General features: G+C 64.3%; 11 protein-coding genes and 1 pseudogene. 5 read left to right on the forward strand and 7 right to left on the reverse strand.

Annotated elements, in window-relative coordinates:
- Positions 1-39: 39 nt before the first annotated feature.
- Positions 40-423, reverse strand: a complete 384-nt coding sequence (locus ACT01B_RS17305) for a DUF5329 domain-containing protein (RefSeq protein ID WP_445144452.1) — start codon at positions 421-423, stop codon at positions 40-42.
- A 211-nt stretch (positions 424-634) separates the two neighbouring features.
- On the opposite strand from ACT01B_RS17305, the gene ACT01B_RS17310 reads away from it, so the two are divergent.
- Positions 635-2,713 (forward strand): M13 family metallopeptidase, encoded by a 2,079-nt coding sequence (locus ACT01B_RS17310; RefSeq protein WP_445144453.1) that lies wholly within the window; start codon positions 635-637, stop codon positions 2,711-2,713.
- Between the two features lie 127 nt (positions 2,714-2,840).
- On the opposite strand, the gene ACT01B_RS17315 is transcribed toward ACT01B_RS17310, so the two are convergent.
- The 6 genes and pseudogenes from ACT01B_RS17315 to ACT01B_RS17340 form a co-directional block, all read right to left on the reverse strand.
- Positions 2,841-3,308, reverse strand: coding sequence for a GNAT family N-acetyltransferase (locus ACT01B_RS17315; RefSeq protein WP_445144454.1), 468 nt, complete (start codon positions 3,306-3,308; stop codon positions 2,841-2,843).
- 50 nt (positions 3,309-3,358) lie between these two features.
- Positions 3,359-4,717, reverse strand: coding sequence for a UDP-N-acetylmuramoyl-L-alanine--D-glutamate ligase (gene murD, locus ACT01B_RS17320; protein WP_445147515.1), 1,359 nt, complete (start codon positions 4,715-4,717; stop codon positions 3,359-3,361).
- A gap of 17 nt (positions 4,718-4,734) precedes the next feature.
- On the reverse strand, positions 4,735-6,078 hold the full coding sequence (murL, locus tag ACT01B_RS17325; protein WP_445144455.1) for a UDP-N-acetyl-alpha-D-muramoyl-L-alanyl-L-glutamate epimerase: 1,344 nt from the start codon (positions 6,076-6,078) through the stop codon (positions 4,735-4,737).
- A 2-nt stretch (positions 6,079-6,080) separates the two neighbouring features.
- Positions 6,081-6,503: pseudogene (locus ACT01B_RS17330) on the reverse strand (endonuclease domain-containing protein).
- A 133-nt stretch (positions 6,504-6,636) separates the two neighbouring features.
- Positions 6,637-9,204: a bifunctional aspartate kinase/diaminopimelate decarboxylase gene (locus tag ACT01B_RS17335; RefSeq protein WP_445147516.1), complete on the reverse strand. Its 2,568-nt coding sequence runs from the start codon at positions 9,202-9,204 to the stop codon at positions 6,637-6,639.
- Between the two features lie 313 nt (positions 9,205-9,517).
- Positions 9,518-11,032, reverse strand: coding sequence for a fumarate hydratase (locus tag ACT01B_RS17340; RefSeq protein WP_445144456.1), 1,515 nt, complete (start codon positions 11,030-11,032; stop codon positions 9,518-9,520).
- A 413-nt stretch (positions 11,033-11,445) separates the two neighbouring features.
- Between ACT01B_RS17340 and ACT01B_RS17345 the strand changes: the two genes are divergently transcribed.
- The 4 genes from ACT01B_RS17345 to ACT01B_RS17360 all read left to right on the forward strand — a co-directional run bounded on the left by ACT01B_RS17345 (position 11,446) and on the right by ACT01B_RS17360 (position 17,662).
- Positions 11,446-13,350 carry a S53 family peptidase gene (locus tag ACT01B_RS17345; protein WP_445144457.1) on the forward strand — a complete coding sequence of 635 codons (1,905 nt, stop codon included), beginning with the start codon at positions 11,446-11,448 and terminating at the stop codon, positions 13,348-13,350.
- Between the two features lie 140 nt (positions 13,351-13,490).
- The gene (locus ACT01B_RS17350) at positions 13,491-14,816 is read left to right on the forward strand and encodes an APC family permease (RefSeq protein WP_445144458.1); all 1,326 of its coding nucleotides are present in this window, start codon (positions 13,491-13,493) and stop codon (positions 14,814-14,816) included.
- A gap of 51 nt (positions 14,817-14,867) precedes the next feature.
- Positions 14,868-15,401 (forward strand): (2Fe-2S)-binding protein, encoded by a 534-nt coding sequence (locus ACT01B_RS17355; RefSeq protein ID WP_445144459.1) that lies wholly within the window; start codon positions 14,868-14,870, stop codon positions 15,399-15,401.
- Positions 15,398-17,662: a molybdopterin cofactor-binding domain-containing protein gene (locus ACT01B_RS17360; protein ID WP_445144460.1), complete on the forward strand. Its 2,265-nt coding sequence runs from the start codon at positions 15,398-15,400 to the stop codon at positions 17,660-17,662. Before ACT01B_RS17355 ends, ACT01B_RS17360 begins: the two co-directional genes overlap by 4 nt.
- The last annotated feature ends 87 nt before the right edge of the window (positions 17,663-17,749 follow it).

The following is a 17,749-nucleotide window of genomic DNA, read 5'->3' on the forward strand; positions in this document are numbered from 1 at the left end:
CCCTAATGCGCTCCTACAGAACCGAGGTTCATTTCGGACTCAGGGCTGTTGCTGCCGCAGGCGCACGAGTTCCTCGGTCAGCCAATCGGCGGACAGCTGCTCCTTGCCCTCGCAATTCACCTTGTAAGGCTTGCCGCTGAAACTGCTGGCGCTGCCCGCGCGCGCGATGAACTGTTCGGCGGAGTTGATCAGATCCCGGCGTTCCAGATATTCCAGCTTGTATTGCAGATGCGCCCTCGCGTCCACCCCGCTGTAGGAGCTGCCGTTGCGGATGAAGGTGCAATTGCTGTTGCCGACAAAGGCCAGCAGTGCCGCCACTTCCCGTTGCCCGGTGGCATCCAGTGCCGCATACGCGTTCATCGCCGGCCAGCCGCTAGCAGCGATCGCTATCAAGGCCATGCCCAGCCGCTTGATCACATTCATGCCTACCTCGACTGACCTCGCTGCATGAGATCCTCCCGGAGCGGCGTTTCCGCCGCCTTTCCAGACCCCTCGTGGCCCTGCGATACCGCATTTGAAGGGTCAGCGAGCGGCCCCCTCAAGCGCCGTGGCGATCCGATAGTCCAAAGGTCATACCCACGCGAACGGGCCGTGGGACTATCGTTAGGTTTTTCCTACCCAGGAGTATCGCCCCATGCGGCAATATCGTTGGATTCTCACGGCTGCAGCCCTGACCAGCACCTGCGCCCTGGCGGCCGCCCCTGCAGCGCCCGCGGCGGTACAGGCACCCGCACGCAGCCCCAGCGGCATCGACCTGGCCGGCATCGACCATAACGTAAAGCCGGGCGACGACTTCGACAACTTCGCCAACGGCAACTGGAAGAAGACCGCCGTGATTCCGGCCGACCGCTCGAGCACGGGCATCTTCCTGCAAGTGTTCCAGAAGGCGGAACAGCGCACGGCCGACCTGATCCGCGACACCGCCAAGGGCAATCCAGCCGCCGGCAGCAACGAGCGCAAGATCGCCGACTACTACGCCGCCTTCATGGACGAGGCCGGCATTGAGAAACGTGGCCTCACGCCGCTGCAGCCCCAGCTCAAACAGATCGACGCCATCCACAACCAGGCCGACCTCGCTCGCGTGCTGGGCGGTGGCCTGCGCGCCGATGTGGACCCGGTCAACGCCACCAATTTCCACACCGAAAACCTGTTTGGCCTGTTCGTCTCGCACGCCCTGGTGGATGCCAACCGCAATATCCCCTATCTGCTGCAAGGCGGCCTGGGCATGCCCACGCGCGACTACTACCTGTCCAGCGACAAGGAGATGGTGGCCACCCGCGACAAGTACCAGGCCTATATCGCCGCCCTACTCACGCAGGCCGGTGTGGCCGATGCGGAGACCAAGGCCAAGTCCATCCTCGCGCTGGAAACCAAGATCGCCAAGGCACACGCGGACATCATCGACAGCCAGGACGTGCACAAGGCCAATAACCCATGGCCGGCGGCATCGTTCAGCCAGAAGGCACCGGGCCTGGACTGGAACACCTACTTCAAGGCCGCCGGTCTGGAGCAGGCGAAGATCGTCAACGCGTGGCAGCCGCAAGCCATCCAGGGGCTCTCCGCGCTGGTGGCCAGCGAACCGCTGCAAACCTGGAAGGACTACCTCACCTTCCACGCTCTCAATGAAAGCGCCAGCCTGTTGCCCAAGGCCTATGCCGACCTCAGCTTTGGCTTCTACGGCCAGACCCTGCAGGGTACGCCCAAGCAGCGCGATCGCTGGAAGCGCGGCGTGGCCAGCACCAATGAGGCGCTCGGCGATGCCGTGGGCCGGATCTATGTGAAGCAGTACTTCCCGGCCTCGTCCAAGCAAGAGGTCGAGCAGATGGTGAAGAACATCCTCGCCGCATTCGACGAGCGCGTAGACCATCTCGACTGGATGACACCCGCCACACGCCAGAAGGCCAAGGCCAAGCTGGCTGCAATCCGTGTCAGCGTTGGCTATCCGGAGACCTGGCGTGACTACGGTACGCTGGACATCCATGCCGACGATGCCCTGGGCAACCAGCAGCGCGCCGACAAGTTCGAGTACCTGCACCAGCTGGCCAAGCTCGGCCAGCCGGTCGATCGCGGCGAATGGTGGATGACACCGCAGACGGTGAATGCGGTGAACCTGCCGTTGCAGAACGCGCTGAACTTCCCGGCGGCGATTCTCGAAGCACCGTTCTTCGACCCCAAGGTGGATGCGGCAGCGAACTACGGTTCGATCGGTGCCGTGATCGGCCATGAGATCAGCCACAGCTTCGACAATCTCGGTGCCGAGTTCGACGCCCAGGGCAACCTCGCCAACTGGTGGACGCCGGAGGACCTGACCCACTTCAAGGCCGCGGGCCAGCAACTGGTCAAGCAGTTCAATGCGTACGAAGCCCTGCCGGGCCTGCACGTCAACGGCCAGCAGACGCTGGGCGAGAACATCGCCGACCTGTCCGGCCTGACCATCGCCTATGCCGCCTACCAGAAGTCGCTTGGTGGCAAGCCCGCGCCGGTGGTCGACGGCCTCACCGGCGACCAGCGCTTCTTCCTCGCCTTCGCCCAATCCTGGCGCGAAAAAGTCCGCGACGAAGCGCTGCGCCAGCGCGTGATCAGCAACGAACACGCACCGGGCCGCTTCCGCGCCCAGACCGTGCGCAATATCGATGCGTGGTACGACGCGTTCGAGCCGAAGGCGGGGCAGACGCTGTACCTGGCGCCGCAGGATCGGGTGCGGATCTGGTAAGTCATCGGCCGTAAACCGAAACAAAAAGCCGCGCCCCTCACAAGGCGCGGCTTACTTTTTTGATCAGGTACTCAGCTGATGCAGTGGCGACACCCCGAGCCACGCAGCCTACCGGCCACCCATCCGCTTAGAGTTTTTTCGTCATGAAGACACTATGGGGGTCCTCGGCATAATCCGCGAAGGGGCCGCACGGCTCAAACCCAAACCGCGCGTACAGCTCACGCGCCGGAGCAAACGCCGCAGGCGCTCCCGTTTCCAGACTCAGCCGCAGGTAGCCACGCCGACGCGCCTCCCCCAGGATGTACTGCAGCATGGTTGTTGCCACACCTTCGCGCCGGTGACGCGCCGACGTACGCATCGACTTGATCTCGCCATGTGCCGCATCCAGCTGCCTGATCGCCCCACAGCCCATTAGCTCACTGTGCTGCCACGCCGTCCAGAACGTGATTTCTGGTCGCCGCAACGCGTCGAGATCGAGCGCGTGAATACTTTCAGGTGGCGAGTGGAGCGCCATGTCGCGCAAATGCTCATGCAGGAGCGCGGCAATCTCGGGGCCGCGCAGATCATCGATGCGAATGTGTAAAGCTGCCGGCATATAAGCGCATTCCCGCGTTTCGTTGATCTTCGTGCGAAGCCTAAGCGACCCTAACCAACACCCAGCCCTTCGATGCCGATGATGTCGTGACCGTCGAAGCCGGCCCATTCGGCGAAACGTCGGCCACGTTCGGCATAGTCATGAAACTGGTCGAAGCTTGGGGCGCCAGGAGACAGCAGCACGATGCCACCGGCGGGCGTGAGTGCCTTGGCGCGAGTCACCGCGGCGTCAAGGTCGACCACTTCTTCAATGGTGGCGTTCACGCCGGCCTCGTGCAGTTCCCGCGCGATGCGGGGGCCGTTCGCGCCTTGCGCAACGATCGCGTGGGGCGCGCGGATCTGCATGGCCACGCAGAAGTCGCCCCAGTCGAGGCCGCGGTCATGGCCGCCGACGATGACCGTGACTTTCTGTCCTTCGAGGCTGGCGAGTGCGGCAAGCGTCGCTTGCGGCGTGGTGCTGATGGAATCATTGATCCATACCAGGCCACCCGACTCACCCAAAGGTTGAAGGCGGTGCGGCAGCGGGCGGAAGCCGGCCAGTGATCCAGCGGCGGCGACGGCGGCGAACCCCATCGCTTCCAATGCAGCGAGCGCCGCGCAGGCGTTCAGTGCATTGTGTTCGCCCGGTGCGCGGAGCTTGGCGATCTCGAACACCTGTTGCGTATCGCGACAGATAAAACCACCGGATACATGCCACCCCGCGACATCGCCGAACACGATGCGGTTCGGATGTTGCGCTGTGCGCTCCAGCAGGAACGGTTGGGTGGCATTGACCAGCAACTGCCTGGAAACATCGGCAAGCTTGAGCTTGTCGTCGATATACCGTTCACGCGAACCGTGCCAGTCGAGATGTTCCTCGTACAAGCTGGTGATCACACCAAGTTCGACCGGGCCGGCGTCGCCGGTCTGGAAACTCGACAGCTCGATCGCCCAAAGCTCGGCCGACTGATCCAGCAGCTCCAGCAGGGGCATGCCGATGTTGCCGGCCAGCGCCGTGCGCACGCCGAGCGAACGCGCGAGATGGGCGATCAGCGCGGTGGTCGTGCTTTTGCCCTTGGTGCCGGTGACGGCGATGACGCGCGACGAGGCATGCTCGGCGAACCACAGCGCCGTACCCGAGGTGATGCGAATGCCTGCTTCAGCCGCAGCCAGCAGTGGCGGCTTGTAGGCCGAGATACCCGGCGATTTCACCACCACGTCGAACATCGCCAGCGCAATCGCATCCGGCTCGTTGCCATGCACCGTCAAGGACGCATCGAAGGCCTTTGCCGCCGGCCCTTCCGACTCGCTGCAGAAAAGCGTCAGCGGCAGTTGCGGCAAGCGGGCGCGAATCGCCGTGATGGCGGCACGTCCTTCGCGACCGAAGCCCCAGATCGCCACCCGCTGGTCGGCGAGATCGGCGATGCGCAAGGGCGCCCGAAGTTTCGTCACGCGAAGATCGCCAAGGCGGGCTGCAAGCGTGCCGGAATGCGGTGTTCGCCCGACGGTTGCAGCCAGGGCTCAAGCGCCAGCTCGCTCGCGTCGAGCTGCGGCAGGATCTCGCTGCGAAAGCGATCGACCAAGGCGTCTTCCTGCCACTCCGAGCGCTGGCTTAGTGCAACCATCGCTGCACGCGCCTCGGCACCTTCGCCCACGCACTCGAACGGCTTGTGGTCCTGGTATTCCAGCAGCGCATCGAAACCGGGCGCAAGGTTCTCGTCATCCAGCAGATTGCGGCCAAAGATCGACAGCAGGCGCGGCTTGGCCAGGAACGGTGCCAGCGCGAGAAACACGAAATGGCACTTGGGACATTGCCCGCACCAGCGATCGGCCGGCTTGGGACCAAGCAACTTGAAGTTGCGGTTGCAGCTGGAGAACACGTCGAAGTACGGCGTGAGCTTGGCGAATGCCCGCGTCACCGCCAGCTCCGAATACGGCCGCAGCAGCGAGCAATACGTGAGATCGGCGGCCACCTGCTGCTGCAGCCAATCACCCAGCAACTGCTCGAAGGCGTAGCCCTTGCTCCACTGGTGATTCACCTGCTGGCCTTCGTATTCCAAGGTAGCGGCGGAGGCGGAGCGCTCGTTGGCGAACGCGATGCTGTCGAAGCCATAGAGGATGGCCGCCACCGCCAGGATCGCGGAATTCACCGCCGTGACCGGGATATGGCCGTTCCACGCACCATGCCGGTTGAGCTCGAACAGGCCTGGCGCCAGCTCGCGCTGGATATTGAGCATGGGCAGGCCAGTGCGCTCGGCGCAGGCGGCGATCAGTGGCGAGTTGCCCACCCACACCGCGGTCGCTTCGCTCCCAATCGACTTGATGGCCTCAACGGCCACCAGCGAGTCCTTGCCACCACCGATCGGCACTAGGGTGCGGCGCGGCAGGCCTAAAGCCTTGGCTGCAGGCCGGGCAGCACCACCGCGTGGGAACGCGATGCGACCACGCAGATCCAGCCCGTTGCGATAGGCAAACTCGGCCAGGCCATGCAGATACAGCGCATCGAGCAAGTCGGCGGTGGCGTCATCCAGCTGCCCATCCGCTACGTCGATGCGCGGCGGTACACCCGCCTTGTAGTAACTCACGCCGGCGATCAGGTGCAGCATGCGCAGCGCCGCTTCGAACGCCGGCTGGTGGCTTGCCGGCAAGGCCGGAGCCTGCGGGAAGCGCACGCGCTCGATCAGCTCCTCGCCATGGTCAAAGGCATACACCAGCTCGGCCACGCCGTCGGCATAGCTGCAGCGCACAAAGCGGAAGGCCTGGGTCAGGCGGGGTTGGATGTTGGTTGTCACGCTCAAGTCTCCGCGGGTATTACTCCCTCTCCCCTTCGGGCGACCCGAAGGTAGTCCCTGGGGGAGAGAGGGTTGGGGTGAGGGGCCGGGCTTGCCAATGCCTCCATGATCACCTCAAGTACGCTGTCCAAATTCTTCAAGACATCATTGTTCCAGAAACGCAGCACGCGATATCCCATTTCCTGAAGCTTCAGCGTACGCGTCTCGTCATAAATCAGCTGCTAGCCATGTTGTCCGCCGTCCAGCTCCACAATCAGGGCAGCGTCGGCACATACAAAGTCGACGATATACAGGTCGATTTCGTGCTGGCGACGGAATCTCCAGCCGTGCAGGCGCCGATTACGTAGTCGATGCCAAGGGGCTTGTTCGGCATCGGTTTGAGCTCCACGCAAGCTACGCGCTCTGTCCACATTTAGACGCTTCATCCTTGAATGTCCTCCGTTGCCAGTCTTTCGCGAGCACCCGCCCCTCAACCCAACCCTCTCCTCGCTCCTCAAAGCCGGGGCCATCCATGGCCCCTCTCCGCGTACCCCAGGGGGGAGAGGGAGTAAGGAGAGGCTACTCGATGATGATTTCCTCAGCCTCATCACGCATGTTGTAAGGCGAGGACATGACCTTGCCGTAGGCACCGGCCTGGGCAATCAACATCACGTCACCCTCTTCCGGCTCCGGAAGGCGGCGGTCGGTGCCGAGCACGTCGCCGCTTTCGCAGATCGGGCCGACCACCTGGAACAGCGCGGTGGCGGCTTCGTCGAGACGCGTCAGATTGACGATTTCGTGCCAGGCCTCGTACAACGCCGGACGGATCAGGCTGTTCATGCCGGTGTCCACGCCGAGATAACGCACGGTACCGTTGCCCTTGCCCTTGGTCTGCGTCACACGGGTCAGCAGCACGCCGGCATCGGCCACCAGGTAACGGCCGGGTTCCATCCACAGCTTGTAATGTGGATAGGCCGCCTTCACCTCGCGCAGCACGCGATCGAGAGCGGCGATATCCAGCCGCGCCTCGCCTGGATGCGATGGCACGCCAAGGCCACCGCCGATATCCAGGAAGGTCACGCTGCCGATGCGCTCGGCCAGGCTGGCCAGCTGGCCATAGACCTCGCCCCAGTGAGCGTCATCGAGGATTCCCGAGCCCAGGTGGGCGTGCAGCCCCCGCACAATGACACCGTGCGTGTCGGCCAGACGCAGGAACACGTCGACCTGCTCCACCGGCAAACCGAACTTGCTGCCGCTGCCGCCCGTACGCACCTTCTCGTGATGACCCAGGCCACGACCCAGATCGATACGCAGCACGATCTCTCGGCCGCGGAACAGTTCGCCCCACTGCTCGAGTTGATACAGCGAGTCGAGCGAGAGCGTGGCGCGCGTCGTCAGCGCCCAAGCGTAATCCTCGCGCGGAGCGAAGTTCGGCGTGAAGAGCAGCGGCGCCGTCTCGGGCACCACCGCCATCACGGCTTTCAGTTCACCCGGAGAAACGCACTCGAAACCGAAGCCTTCCGCGGCCAAAGCCTTGAGGATGTCCGGATGCGTGTTCGCCTTCACCGCGTAATGCAGGCGATCGACCGCGGCCAGCGTCTTGAGGTCGCGCGCCTGCTGGCGCACGGTGGGCAGGTGATAGACGTAGCGCGGCGTCGCCTCGCTAGCGAGTTTCAGCAGCGCTTCGCGGCGATCCGTACGCCACCAGGCGGCAGCGGGCGGCGGTACGTCGCCACTACCGTACAGAGCCTGCCAGCTGGGGCCGAACAGCGCGCTGTCGTCCGTGCGCAAGGCACCGGCGGTGATCAGCAATTCGTGCAGATGCGGCAGCAGTTCGTCCACCACGTTCTCATCTACCACGAAGGTGAGATTGAGGTTGTTGGAGGACTGCGAAATCATGTGCACGCGCAGTTGGCCAAATTCGGCCAGCACGCCCGACAGCGTATGCAGCATGGAGCGCATGCCACGGCCCACCAGGGTGATCGCCGCACACGGCGCGATCACCTTCACCCGGCAAACCTTGGCCAGGTCGCTGGCCAGCGCGGCAAGCGCGTCGGAGTCGAGCAGGTTCTCGGTCGGGTCGAGCGACACCGTGACGTTGGTCTCGGCCGAACCGATCAGGTCCACCGACAGGCCATGCTGCTTGAACTGCGCGAACACATCGGCGAGAAAGCCGACCTGCTGCCACATGCCCACCGACTCCATCGAGACGAGGGTGATGCCCTTGCGTGCACTGATCGCCTTGACGCTGGGTGCGTGCTCGCGCACCTCGGGGCCAATCAGCGTGCCTTCCAGCTCGGGACGATTGGTGTCCTTGATCAACAGCGGCACGCGCGGTTCGCGCAGCGGCGACAGACAGCGCGGGTGCAGCACCTTGGCGCCGGTGGAGGCGATTTCCTGGGCCTCTTCGTAGTCGAGCCGCTGCAGCAGACGCGCACTCGGCACCTGGCGTGGATTGGCGGTGAACATGCCGGCCACGTCGGTCCAGATTTCCACGCGCTGCGCTTTCAGCAAGGCGCCGAAATACGACGCCGAGGTATCCGAACCGCCACGGCCGAGCAGCACGGTGCGGCCCTGCGTTTCGCGGGCGATGAAACCCTGGGTGATGAAGACGTCGCCCCGCTGTGCCAGGCGCGCGTTCAGTGCCGGATCGGGCTTGGCCTCAACCATCGCCGAAAGCAGCTTGGTACGCTCGTTCTGGTTCGGCAGTGCTACCGCGGCGAGGCAGTCACGCGCATCCAGCCATTGCGTGGGCAATCCGCTATGGGTGAGGAAGGCCGAGCCAAGCGCGCTCGACATCAACTCACCATGCCCCTGCACCAACGCAGCCCAGGCCAGCTCGCCGAGTGCCGCCGGGCCGTCTTGCGCCAGCGACGCCAGTTCGGCCAGTCGTGCACCGAGCGTGTCCGGAACCGCCAGCTGCATGTGATCGAGCAGCTCGTAATGACGCTTTGCGATCGCTTTCGCAGCCTCGATGCGTTTGCCCTTGTCTTCCTGTGCGCACAGTTGTTTGAGTGCGTCGGTGATGCCGGAGAGCGCCGAAACGACCACCAGCACGCGTGCGCCTTCGGCGCGACGGCTGGCGACCAGTTCCAGAATGTTCTGCCAGCGCGGCAGGGTGGCGACACTGGTGCCGCCAAACTTCATCACGATCCAGGATGCGTCGGCAGGAAGCGACGCGTGGGCATTCGAGGTCACGGTTCTCTCGGTTGAGTTGCGGGAAAAATATTCGGCCAGTGTTGCGCCGCAGCAGGCGGAATGCAATGGGACGATGCCTACGGGCGTTTGGATGGCTAAATGCGGAGCGGCTTCAGCTCCCTCTCCCCTTCGGGGAGAGGGTTGGGGTGAGGGGTCGGCCTAGCCTCGGTCTCCATCAGGCGAAAGCTCGCTCAAGAAGGGCCCTCGCGAGCACCCGCCCCTCACCTCGGTCCTCTCCCCGGAGGGGAGAGGAAGCAAGGCGTCAAGCCACCACCACCGGAATCTTGCCAATACGTGCCTGCCATTCCTTCGGCCCCGTCTGGTGCACCGAGGTACCGGCCGAATCCACGGCCACGGTCACCGGCATGTCCTGCACTTCAAACTCGTAGATCGCCTCCATGCCCAGATCGGCAAAGCCGACCACGCGGCTAGCCTTGATCGCCTTGGACACCAGGTAGGCGGCGCCACCCACGGCCATCAGATACACCGACTGGTGTTGCTTGATCGCCTCGATGGCAGCCGGGCCGCGCTCGGCCTTGCCGACCATGCCAAGCAGCCCGGTCTGGGCCAGCACCTGCTCCGTGAATTTGTCCATGCGCGTCGCCGTGGTCGGACCGGCGGGACCCACCACTTCGTCGCGCACCGGATCGACCGGACCGACGTAGTAGATAAAGCGACCCTTGAAGTCCACCGGCAGCGGCTCGCCCCTGTTGAGCATGTCGACCATGCGCTTGTGCGCGGCATCGCGGCCGGTAAGCAGCTTGCCGTTGAGCAGCAGCACTTCGCCAGGCTTGAACGTGGCAACCTCTTCCTTGGTGATCGTGTCGAGATCGACGCGGCGCGCATTGGTCGGGTTGTAGGTGAGCTGCGGCCAATCCTTCAGCGACGGCGGATCGAGCATCACCGGACCGGACCCGTCCAGCGTGAAATGGGCGTGGCGTGTGGCGGCGCAATTCGGGATCAGTGCCACCGGCAGGTTCGCGGCATGGGTCGGGTAATCCTTGACCTTGATGTCGAGCACCGTGGTGAGGCCACCCAGGCCTTGTGCGCCGATACCCAGCGCATTGACCTTCTCGTACAGCTCGAGGCGCAGTTCTTCCGCGCGATTGCTCGGGCCACGCGCGATCAGGTCCTGGATGTCGATCGGCTCCATCAGCGCTTCCTTGGCCAGCAGCATCGCCTTCTCGGCGGTGCCACCGATGCCGATGCCGAGCATGCCCGGCGGGCACCAGCCGGCACCCATGGTCGGCACGGTCTTGATTACCCAGTCGACGATGGAGTCGGACGGGTTGAGCATGGCGAACTTCGACTTCGCTTCCGACCCGCCGCCCTTCGCCGCGACGATCACGTCAACCGTATCGCCTGGCACGATCGAGACATTGATCACCGCCGGCGTGTTGTCCTTGGTGTTCGTGCGCTTGCCGGCCGGGTCGGCCAGCACGCTGGCGCGCAACTTGTTGTCCGGATCGTTATAGGCACGGCGCACGCCTTCGTTGACCATGTCTTCCAGCGACAGGGTGGCGTCCCAGCGCACGTTCATGCCGACCTTGAGGAAGACGGTGACGATGCCGGTGTCCTGGCACAGCGGGCGATGGCCTTCGGCGGCCATGCGCGAGTTGATCAGGATCTGCGCCATCGCGTCCTTCGCGGCCGGCGACTCTTCGCGCTCGTAGGCGGCGGCGAGGTTGGTGATGTAGTCGACGGGATGGTAGTAGCTGATGTACTGCAGGGCGTCGGCGACGGACTGGATCAAATCGTCTTGCTTGATGGTGGTCATGGCGAGCTTCGACTCCGGGGAATACCGCGTCGAAAACGGCCGTTTGCGACGCACAATCCCTCTATTGTGCCGCAACTTGGCCGAGGGACCGAAAATCCCCGCTGCCCAAGACCCCCGCAAACGGCCGGTGCGATTGGGTACGAATGCGTAGACCGAACGATATAGGCGCAATATTTTGCCTGCAACTTTCCAAGCGCGGCGCGGGATTGGCAATATTTTGCGAAATATCAGCCACTTCCAAGAGCCACCCGATAAGCGCTAGTTTCGGCCGGCAGGTGCGGATGATCTTCAGGGGGCCGCCCTGGCTGTTGGGGCAACAGATGACGAACCACGACCAGCCGGGCGGTGGAGCATCACGTCAGTGATGCCGCAGCGCCGCTCAGCGTGACCGTTTCTACCCTTGGAGATAGCACATGCTAAAGAACTTGCATCGCAAGTCGCTCGCGGCCTCGTTGGCGCTGCTGCTTTGTGGCTTCACCACCGCATCCTTCGCCGCTGGCGGTTCGGCGCCTGCTGACCTTGGCGCCAGCAACGCCAGTCAGAAGGTGAATGTCACACTCGTGCTGGGACTGCATAATCAGGCCGCGCTGGAAAGCTATATCTACAGCACGGTCACCCAAGGCAATCCCTCCTATCACCGCTTCCTCACCACCGATCAGTTCGCGGATCGCTACGGCGCCACCGCCGACGAGATCTCCAAGGTCCAGGCCTTCATCAAGCAGCAGGGGCTGACCCAGGTCCAGCTGTTGCCAAATCACCTGGCGATCCAAGTGAGCGGGACGATCGGCCAGTTCAACAAGGCGTTCCAGACGTCCGTTCACGATTATCGCGCCGTCGATGGCTCGACCTTCCATCGCCCGAGCAAGGCACTCACGCTGCCGAGCGCGCTTTCCGGCACCTTGGTGCTGGCCTCTGGCTTGAACAGCGAGCCGCATTTTCGCTCCCACCGCGTAACCGCATTGGAGCCACCGCAGTCAAACAGCCAAGCCAATGCGCTGGCCAGGAGCGCGACCGCCGCACCGGCCGTCACGCCGTGCACGGGCAATCCGACGGCGACCTGCACCCCTGGCCACTTCACCGTGGGCGATGTCGCCAACCGCTACAACGTCAACCCGCTCTACAACGCTGGCGTCAACGGCAAGGGTTCGACCATCGGCATCGCCACCCTGGCTGACTTCGTGGTCGACGACGCGTATGCCTACTGGAGCGACATCGGCCTGCCGGTAAAACCCAACCGCATCACCAAGGTGCCTGTCGACGGTGGTGGACCGCTAAGCGGCCCCAATGGCTCGGGCGAGACGTCGCTTGACGTCGAGCAGTCCGGTGGCTTGGCACCATGGGCCGATATCATCGTCTACCACGCGCCCAACACGGATGCCGGCTTCTTCGACATCTTCAATCAGGCCGTGTCGGACAATAAGGTCGACAGCCTGTCCGTGAGCTGGGGCGAGCCCGAGGTCTTCTACATCCTGCAGCTGGACGCCAACGTCGCCTACATGCAGTCCCTGCATCAGGTGTTCCTGGAAGCGGCTGTACAAGGCATCACGATGTTCGCCACCTCGGGCGACTCCGGCGCCTTCGACACCGTGCGTTGTTGTGGCGGCCTACCCTCTGACCCGGTGCCGCCGCCGCTCACCGCCGATTCTCCGGGAGCGGATCCCTTCATCACCACGGCGGGCGGCACCACCGTGCCCTTCACCTATAGCTTCCGCGGCGGCCCGCAGGCATCGATCACCAAGGAAAGTGTCTGGGGCTGGGACTACATCGCCAACTACTTCCAGACCAATCTCGGCATCAATCTGCTCCCGAACGTGTTCTCCGTCGGTGGCGGTGGCGGCGTGAGCGTGTTCTGGCCGACGCCGCGCTACCAGCAGTTCACCTCGGGCATCCGCAAGACCGAGAAGAACCAGACCTGGCTGGCGCCTGAGTTCGGCGTCAACTACAAGCTGCCGGCCAACTTCCGTGGCCGCAACGAGCCAGACATCTCGTTGAACGCCGACCCTGAAACCGGCTACAGCTTCGTTTCCTCGACCGACGGCGCCGGCCTGCTAACGTTCGAAGGCGGCACCAGCTTCGTGGCGCCCCAGCTCAATGGCATCGCCGCCCTGCTGAGGCAGTCGACGCATGGCCGCACCGGCTTCTGGAACCCGCAGATCTACCCGCTGCAGAATATCTTTGGCTACGGCCCGTTCTCGGCCTTCAACGATATCAAGGCGGGCGACAACTGGTTCTACAAGGGTGTCGGCGGCTATGAGCCGGGCGCGGGCATTGGCACGCTCAACGTGACCAACCTGGCCATTTTCCTCAGCGTGTTCTGACCTTCCGTTTGGCAAGACCACCCGAAAGCCGGCGCCGCAAGGTGCCGGCTTTCGCTTTTTTGCATTCTCCAAAGCCCAGGGCTTGCTGAGGCCGGACTCAACCGCCATGCTCGCTGGCACCTCTAATCGTGCAAGGTTCCATGAGCGAATCATCGACGTCTGGTGGCTACTTGCGCCGCCTCCGCCCATGGGACGCGGCCATGATCGTGGTCGGCGGCATCATCGGCGGCGGCATCTTCCTCAACCCGTACGTCGTGGCGATGCGCACATCGTCGGGCTTGTCGCTGCTGCTCATGTGGGTGGGCGCGGGCCTGCTCACCCTGATCGGCGCGCTCTGTTATGCCGAACTGGGCGCACGGCGCCCCCATGCGGGCGGCAGCTACGTATATCTGCGCGAGGCATTCGGGCCGCTGGCCGGTTTTCTGTTCGGCTGGAGCATGCTGCTGGTGATCTATTCGGGATCAACGGCCGCGGTGGCTACGATCTTTGCCAGCTACGCGGCGGCTCTGTTCGGCCTGCCCGCCAGTGCTACCACGAGCTTGGCCATCGGCGCATTGGTTTTCGTAGCGCTGATCAACCTCTTTGGCCTGCGCCTGGGCGCGCAGATCCAGAACGCATTCACGTTGCTCAAGTTGCTGGCGGTGGCCGTGCTGGTGGTATGCGGGTTGTTCCTGGCCGGTGTGAACGGCCACGCCATGCTGGCCACCGACCCGCAGACGGTTGACGTGGGTTTCATGGGCGCGGCGCTGCCAGTGTTGTTCGCCTATTCCGGATTCACTTACCTCAACAATCTGGCCGGCGAAGTCAGTGAGCCGCAACGCACCCTGCCCCGTGCCCTGTTGATCGGCATGTTGCTGGTGATTGCGGCCTATGCGCTGGTCAACCTGGCTTATCTTGCCGTCCTCGGCCACGCCGGCCTCGCGGCCAGCCGGGCGCCGGCGGCAGACGTCATGCAGCGCGTATTTGGCACGGCGGGCGCCAAGCTGATCGCCGTGGGCGTGGCGATTTCTGCGCTGGGATTCTGCAATATCACCCTGGTGGCCGGAGCCCGCGTGCTGCAGGTGATGGGCGAGGATGGCTTGTTCTTCCGCAGCGTGGCCCGGCTGCATCCAAAGCACCGCACGCCGAATGTCGCGCTATTGCTGCTCTCGGGCTGGGCCATCGTGCTGGTGTGGTCCGGCAGCTACGGTCAGTTGCTCGACTACGCCACATTTGGTGACTGGCTCGCCTGCGCCGTGGGCGTGGGCACGTTGTTCTGGTATCGCAAACACGAAGGGGCCAAGGTCAGTTTCCGTGTGCCAGGCTATCCGCTGCTGCCGCTGATCTTTATCGCCACGATCGGCCTGGTCATGGTGCAGAGCCTGCGCGCCAGCCCCATGAACACGGGCATCGGCCTGCTCATCATGGTCACTGGCGTCCCGGTTTACCTGGTCTGGCGACGCCTGTTCAGCCGGGTCACCTCCTAAGCACTGCGCTGCGATGCCACAATGCGCGGATAGAGAAGGAGAGTCTCACCGATGGCGCAAGTGCAAGACCCGATCCTGACGCCCCACCCGACCAATGCCATCGTGCCCGAGAAGGTGCGCGAGGGCATCGATCTGGAGATCAACGGCAGGCCGTACCGTCACACCGGCGACGCGCAGATGCCGCTGCTTTGGTATCTAAGGGACATCCTGCGACTCACCGGCACCAAGTACAGCGGTGAGCATGGCGAAGGCGGTCACGACCTGGTGCTGGTCGACGGCAAACTGGCTTCCGCCACCCATGTCCTTGTCGCCGACCTGGCTGGCAAGCCGATCACCACGGTGGAAGGCCTGGCTGCCGCCGACGGCAAGCTGCATCCGCTGCAACAGGCCTTTGTGGACGAAGATGCGATCGGCTGCGGTTACTGCACGCCAGGCTGGCTGATGGCGTCGCTCGACCTGCTCAATCGCCATTCGCAGCCCAGCGACAACGAGATCAACCAGTTGCCCAATCTCTGCCGCTGTGGCTGCCAGACGCGTGTGCGCCTCGCCATCAAGCGCGTCGCCTCCAGCGGGAGCCACGCATGATCGGTAGCCCGAACGACGGCACGCGGCTTTCGCGTCGCCGCTTCCTGCAGGTTCTCGCCGGCACGGCCGGTGCGCTGGTGGTGGGCATTCGCCTGGCCGATGCCACCGACGCACCGGTGCCGCCCGCCCTGCTCGGCGACACCTTGTACGGCCTCGGCCCGTTCGTGCGCATCGATGCCGACGGCAACGTCATCATCGGCGCACGCGATCCTGACACCGGCACGGGCACCACCACGTCGCTGCCGCGCATCATTGCCGATGAGCTCGACGCCGACTGGACCCGTGTCAGCGTGGTGCCATTGGGCCTGGGCGTTGAGGACGACAACGGAAAGCCGCGCTGGCCTTATGGCCATCAGACCAGTGGACTCGGTAATTCGATTCCAACCGCGTGGGCCGACTTGCGCGAGGTCGGCGCGCTCGCTCGCTGGCTGCTGCTGCAGGCGGCAGCGCGACGCCTCGGCGTGCCCGCCGAGCGGCTGCGCTGCGAGGCCGGCAATGTCATCGCTCCCGATGGCCGTCGTTTCAGCTACGGCGCCCTGGCCGAGGCGGCCGCGCAGATCGCGCCGCCCACGTCACCGGTGCCGCTGAAAACGCCTGACAAATACACTTTGATCGGTCACCCCGCAGGCACCGTCGACGCACGCGCCGTCGTGACCGGCCAGGCCATCTTCACGCTCGACAGCTATGCCGGCGACATGCTGACCGCCGTGCTCAGCCATTGCCCTTGGCCGGACGGCAGCCTGGACAACCTCGACACCACGGACACCATGGCGGTGAAAGGTGTGCTCAAGGTCGTGCAGCTCAAACCCGAGCCCGGCCAGCCACTGGGCCACACGGTGCGCTCGCCGGCCGTGGCGGTACTGGCCGACAGCACCTGGGCGGCCTTGCAAGGTCGCGCCAACCTCAAGCTCCAGTGGAAGCCCGGCAGCCAGAGCGAAAGCAGTGCCTGGTTCGAGCAGCAGGCCGCCGACCTCGTCAACAACAAGGACGCGGCGCCCACCACCCGCGTGCGCAACGATGGCGACGTCGACACTGCCAGCAAGAAGGCCGCCCACCGCGTCGAAGCGACCTATGTGCAGCCGTGGCTGGCCCATGCCACCGCCGAGCCGATGAACTGCGTGGCGCACATCGACAAGGACAGTGCCACCTTGGTGGTGCCGACCCAGTCGCCGCAGGACGCATGGCGTATCGTGCAGCGACTCACCGGCCTCTCGCCCGCGCAGATCCAGATCAGCGTGCCGCGTGTCGGCGGTGGTTACGGCCGCCGTCTCGACCACGACTACGTCGCTGAAGCGGTCATGCTCGCCAAAGAGGCGGAAAAGCCTGTCAAGCTGATGTGGACGCGCGATGAGGACATGACCCAGGACTTCTATCGCTCCGCCTGCGTGCACAAGCTCAACGCCACGCTCGACGGCAAGCGCCAGGTCGTCAGCTGGAACCAGCGCATGGCAAGTGCTTCCGCGCTGGCGCAGCGCGGCGTACCCGACAATCGCTTTTGGACGTCCGAAGTGGATGCCCATCAGCTACCTGCCGGACTCGTGCCCAACCTGCGCAGCGACTGGCACTCCCTGCCCTCGGCCATGCCGCGTGGCCTGGCTCGTGGCATGCCACACCTGAGCAACGCGTTCGCGGTCGAAAGCTTCGTCGACGAGATTGCGCACAGTCTGAAGGAAGATCCGCTCGTCACGCGCCTGCGCCTGCTCGGCGAGCCGCGCCAGATTCAGCTGGGTGAAGGACAGACGCTCGACACCGGTCGTCTGATCAATGTGCTGAAGCTGGTGGCCGATCGCATCGAATGGAAGAACTGGCTGCGCACGGTCAACGGTTTGGGTATCGCCTGCTGGTACGTCGACGGCGCGTATGTCGCGCATGCTGTCGAGGCATCCCTGCAAGGTGATCGCCTCAACATCGAGCGTGCCGTCTGCGCGGTCGATGTTGGCCGCGTGATCAACCCCAAGGGTCTCGAAGGCCAGGTGGCCGGCGCCACGCTCGATGCGTTGTCCACCACACTCAATCTCTCGGTGACCTACAAGGACAGCCAGGTCCAGCAGCGCAACTGGAAGGACTACCCACTCGCCAGCATGGCGCAGCTGCCCGACACCACGGAAGTGATCCTGGTACCTGGTGAGGGCGAGCCAACGGGCGCCAGCTTCCTGGCCATGCCGACCGCGGCACCCGCCCTGGCCAACGCCGTGTTCCGCGTGAGCGCAGTGCGCGTGCGTCGACTGCCGTTGATGAAAGAACTGCTGCGCATGCTGTGACGGCGGCATGGCCCGTTCGCAGGATGGGCCATGCGTCGATTGAACTGGCTCGGTCTGCTGCTGCGGCCCTAACCATGAAGCCAACAA

The sequence above is a fragment of the Dyella sp. Tek66A03 genome, assembly GCF_052567735.1.

Coding starts and splice junctions, on each gene's coding strand:
- ACT01B_RS17305 (WP_445144452.1), bottom strand. CDS start 423: ATGAATGTGATCAAGCGGCTGGGCATGGCCTTGATAGCGATCGCTGCT.
- ACT01B_RS17310 (WP_445144453.1), top strand. CDS start 635: ATGCGGCAATATCGTTGGATTCTCACGGCTGCAGCCCTGACCAGCACC.
- ACT01B_RS17315 (WP_445144454.1), bottom strand. CDS start 3,308: ATGCCGGCAGCTTTACACATTCGCATCGATGATCTGCGCGGCCCCGAG.
- ACT01B_RS17335 (WP_445147516.1), bottom strand. CDS start 9,204: ATGAAGTTTGGCGGCACCAGTGTCGCCACCCTGCCGCGCTGGCAGAAC.
- ACT01B_RS17340 (WP_445144456.1), bottom strand. CDS start 11,032: ATGACCACCATCAAGCAAGACGATTTGATCCAGTCCGTCGCCGACGCC.
- ACT01B_RS17345 (WP_445144457.1), top strand. CDS start 11,446: ATGCTAAAGAACTTGCATCGCAAGTCGCTCGCGGCCTCGTTGGCGCTG.
- ACT01B_RS17350 (WP_445144458.1), top strand. CDS start 13,491: ATGAGCGAATCATCGACGTCTGGTGGCTACTTGCGCCGCCTCCGCCCA.
- ACT01B_RS17355 (WP_445144459.1), top strand. CDS start 14,868: ATGGCGCAAGTGCAAGACCCGATCCTGACGCCCCACCCGACCAATGCC.
- ACT01B_RS17360 (WP_445144460.1), top strand. CDS start 15,398: ATGATCGGTAGCCCGAACGACGGCACGCGGCTTTCGCGTCGCCGCTTC.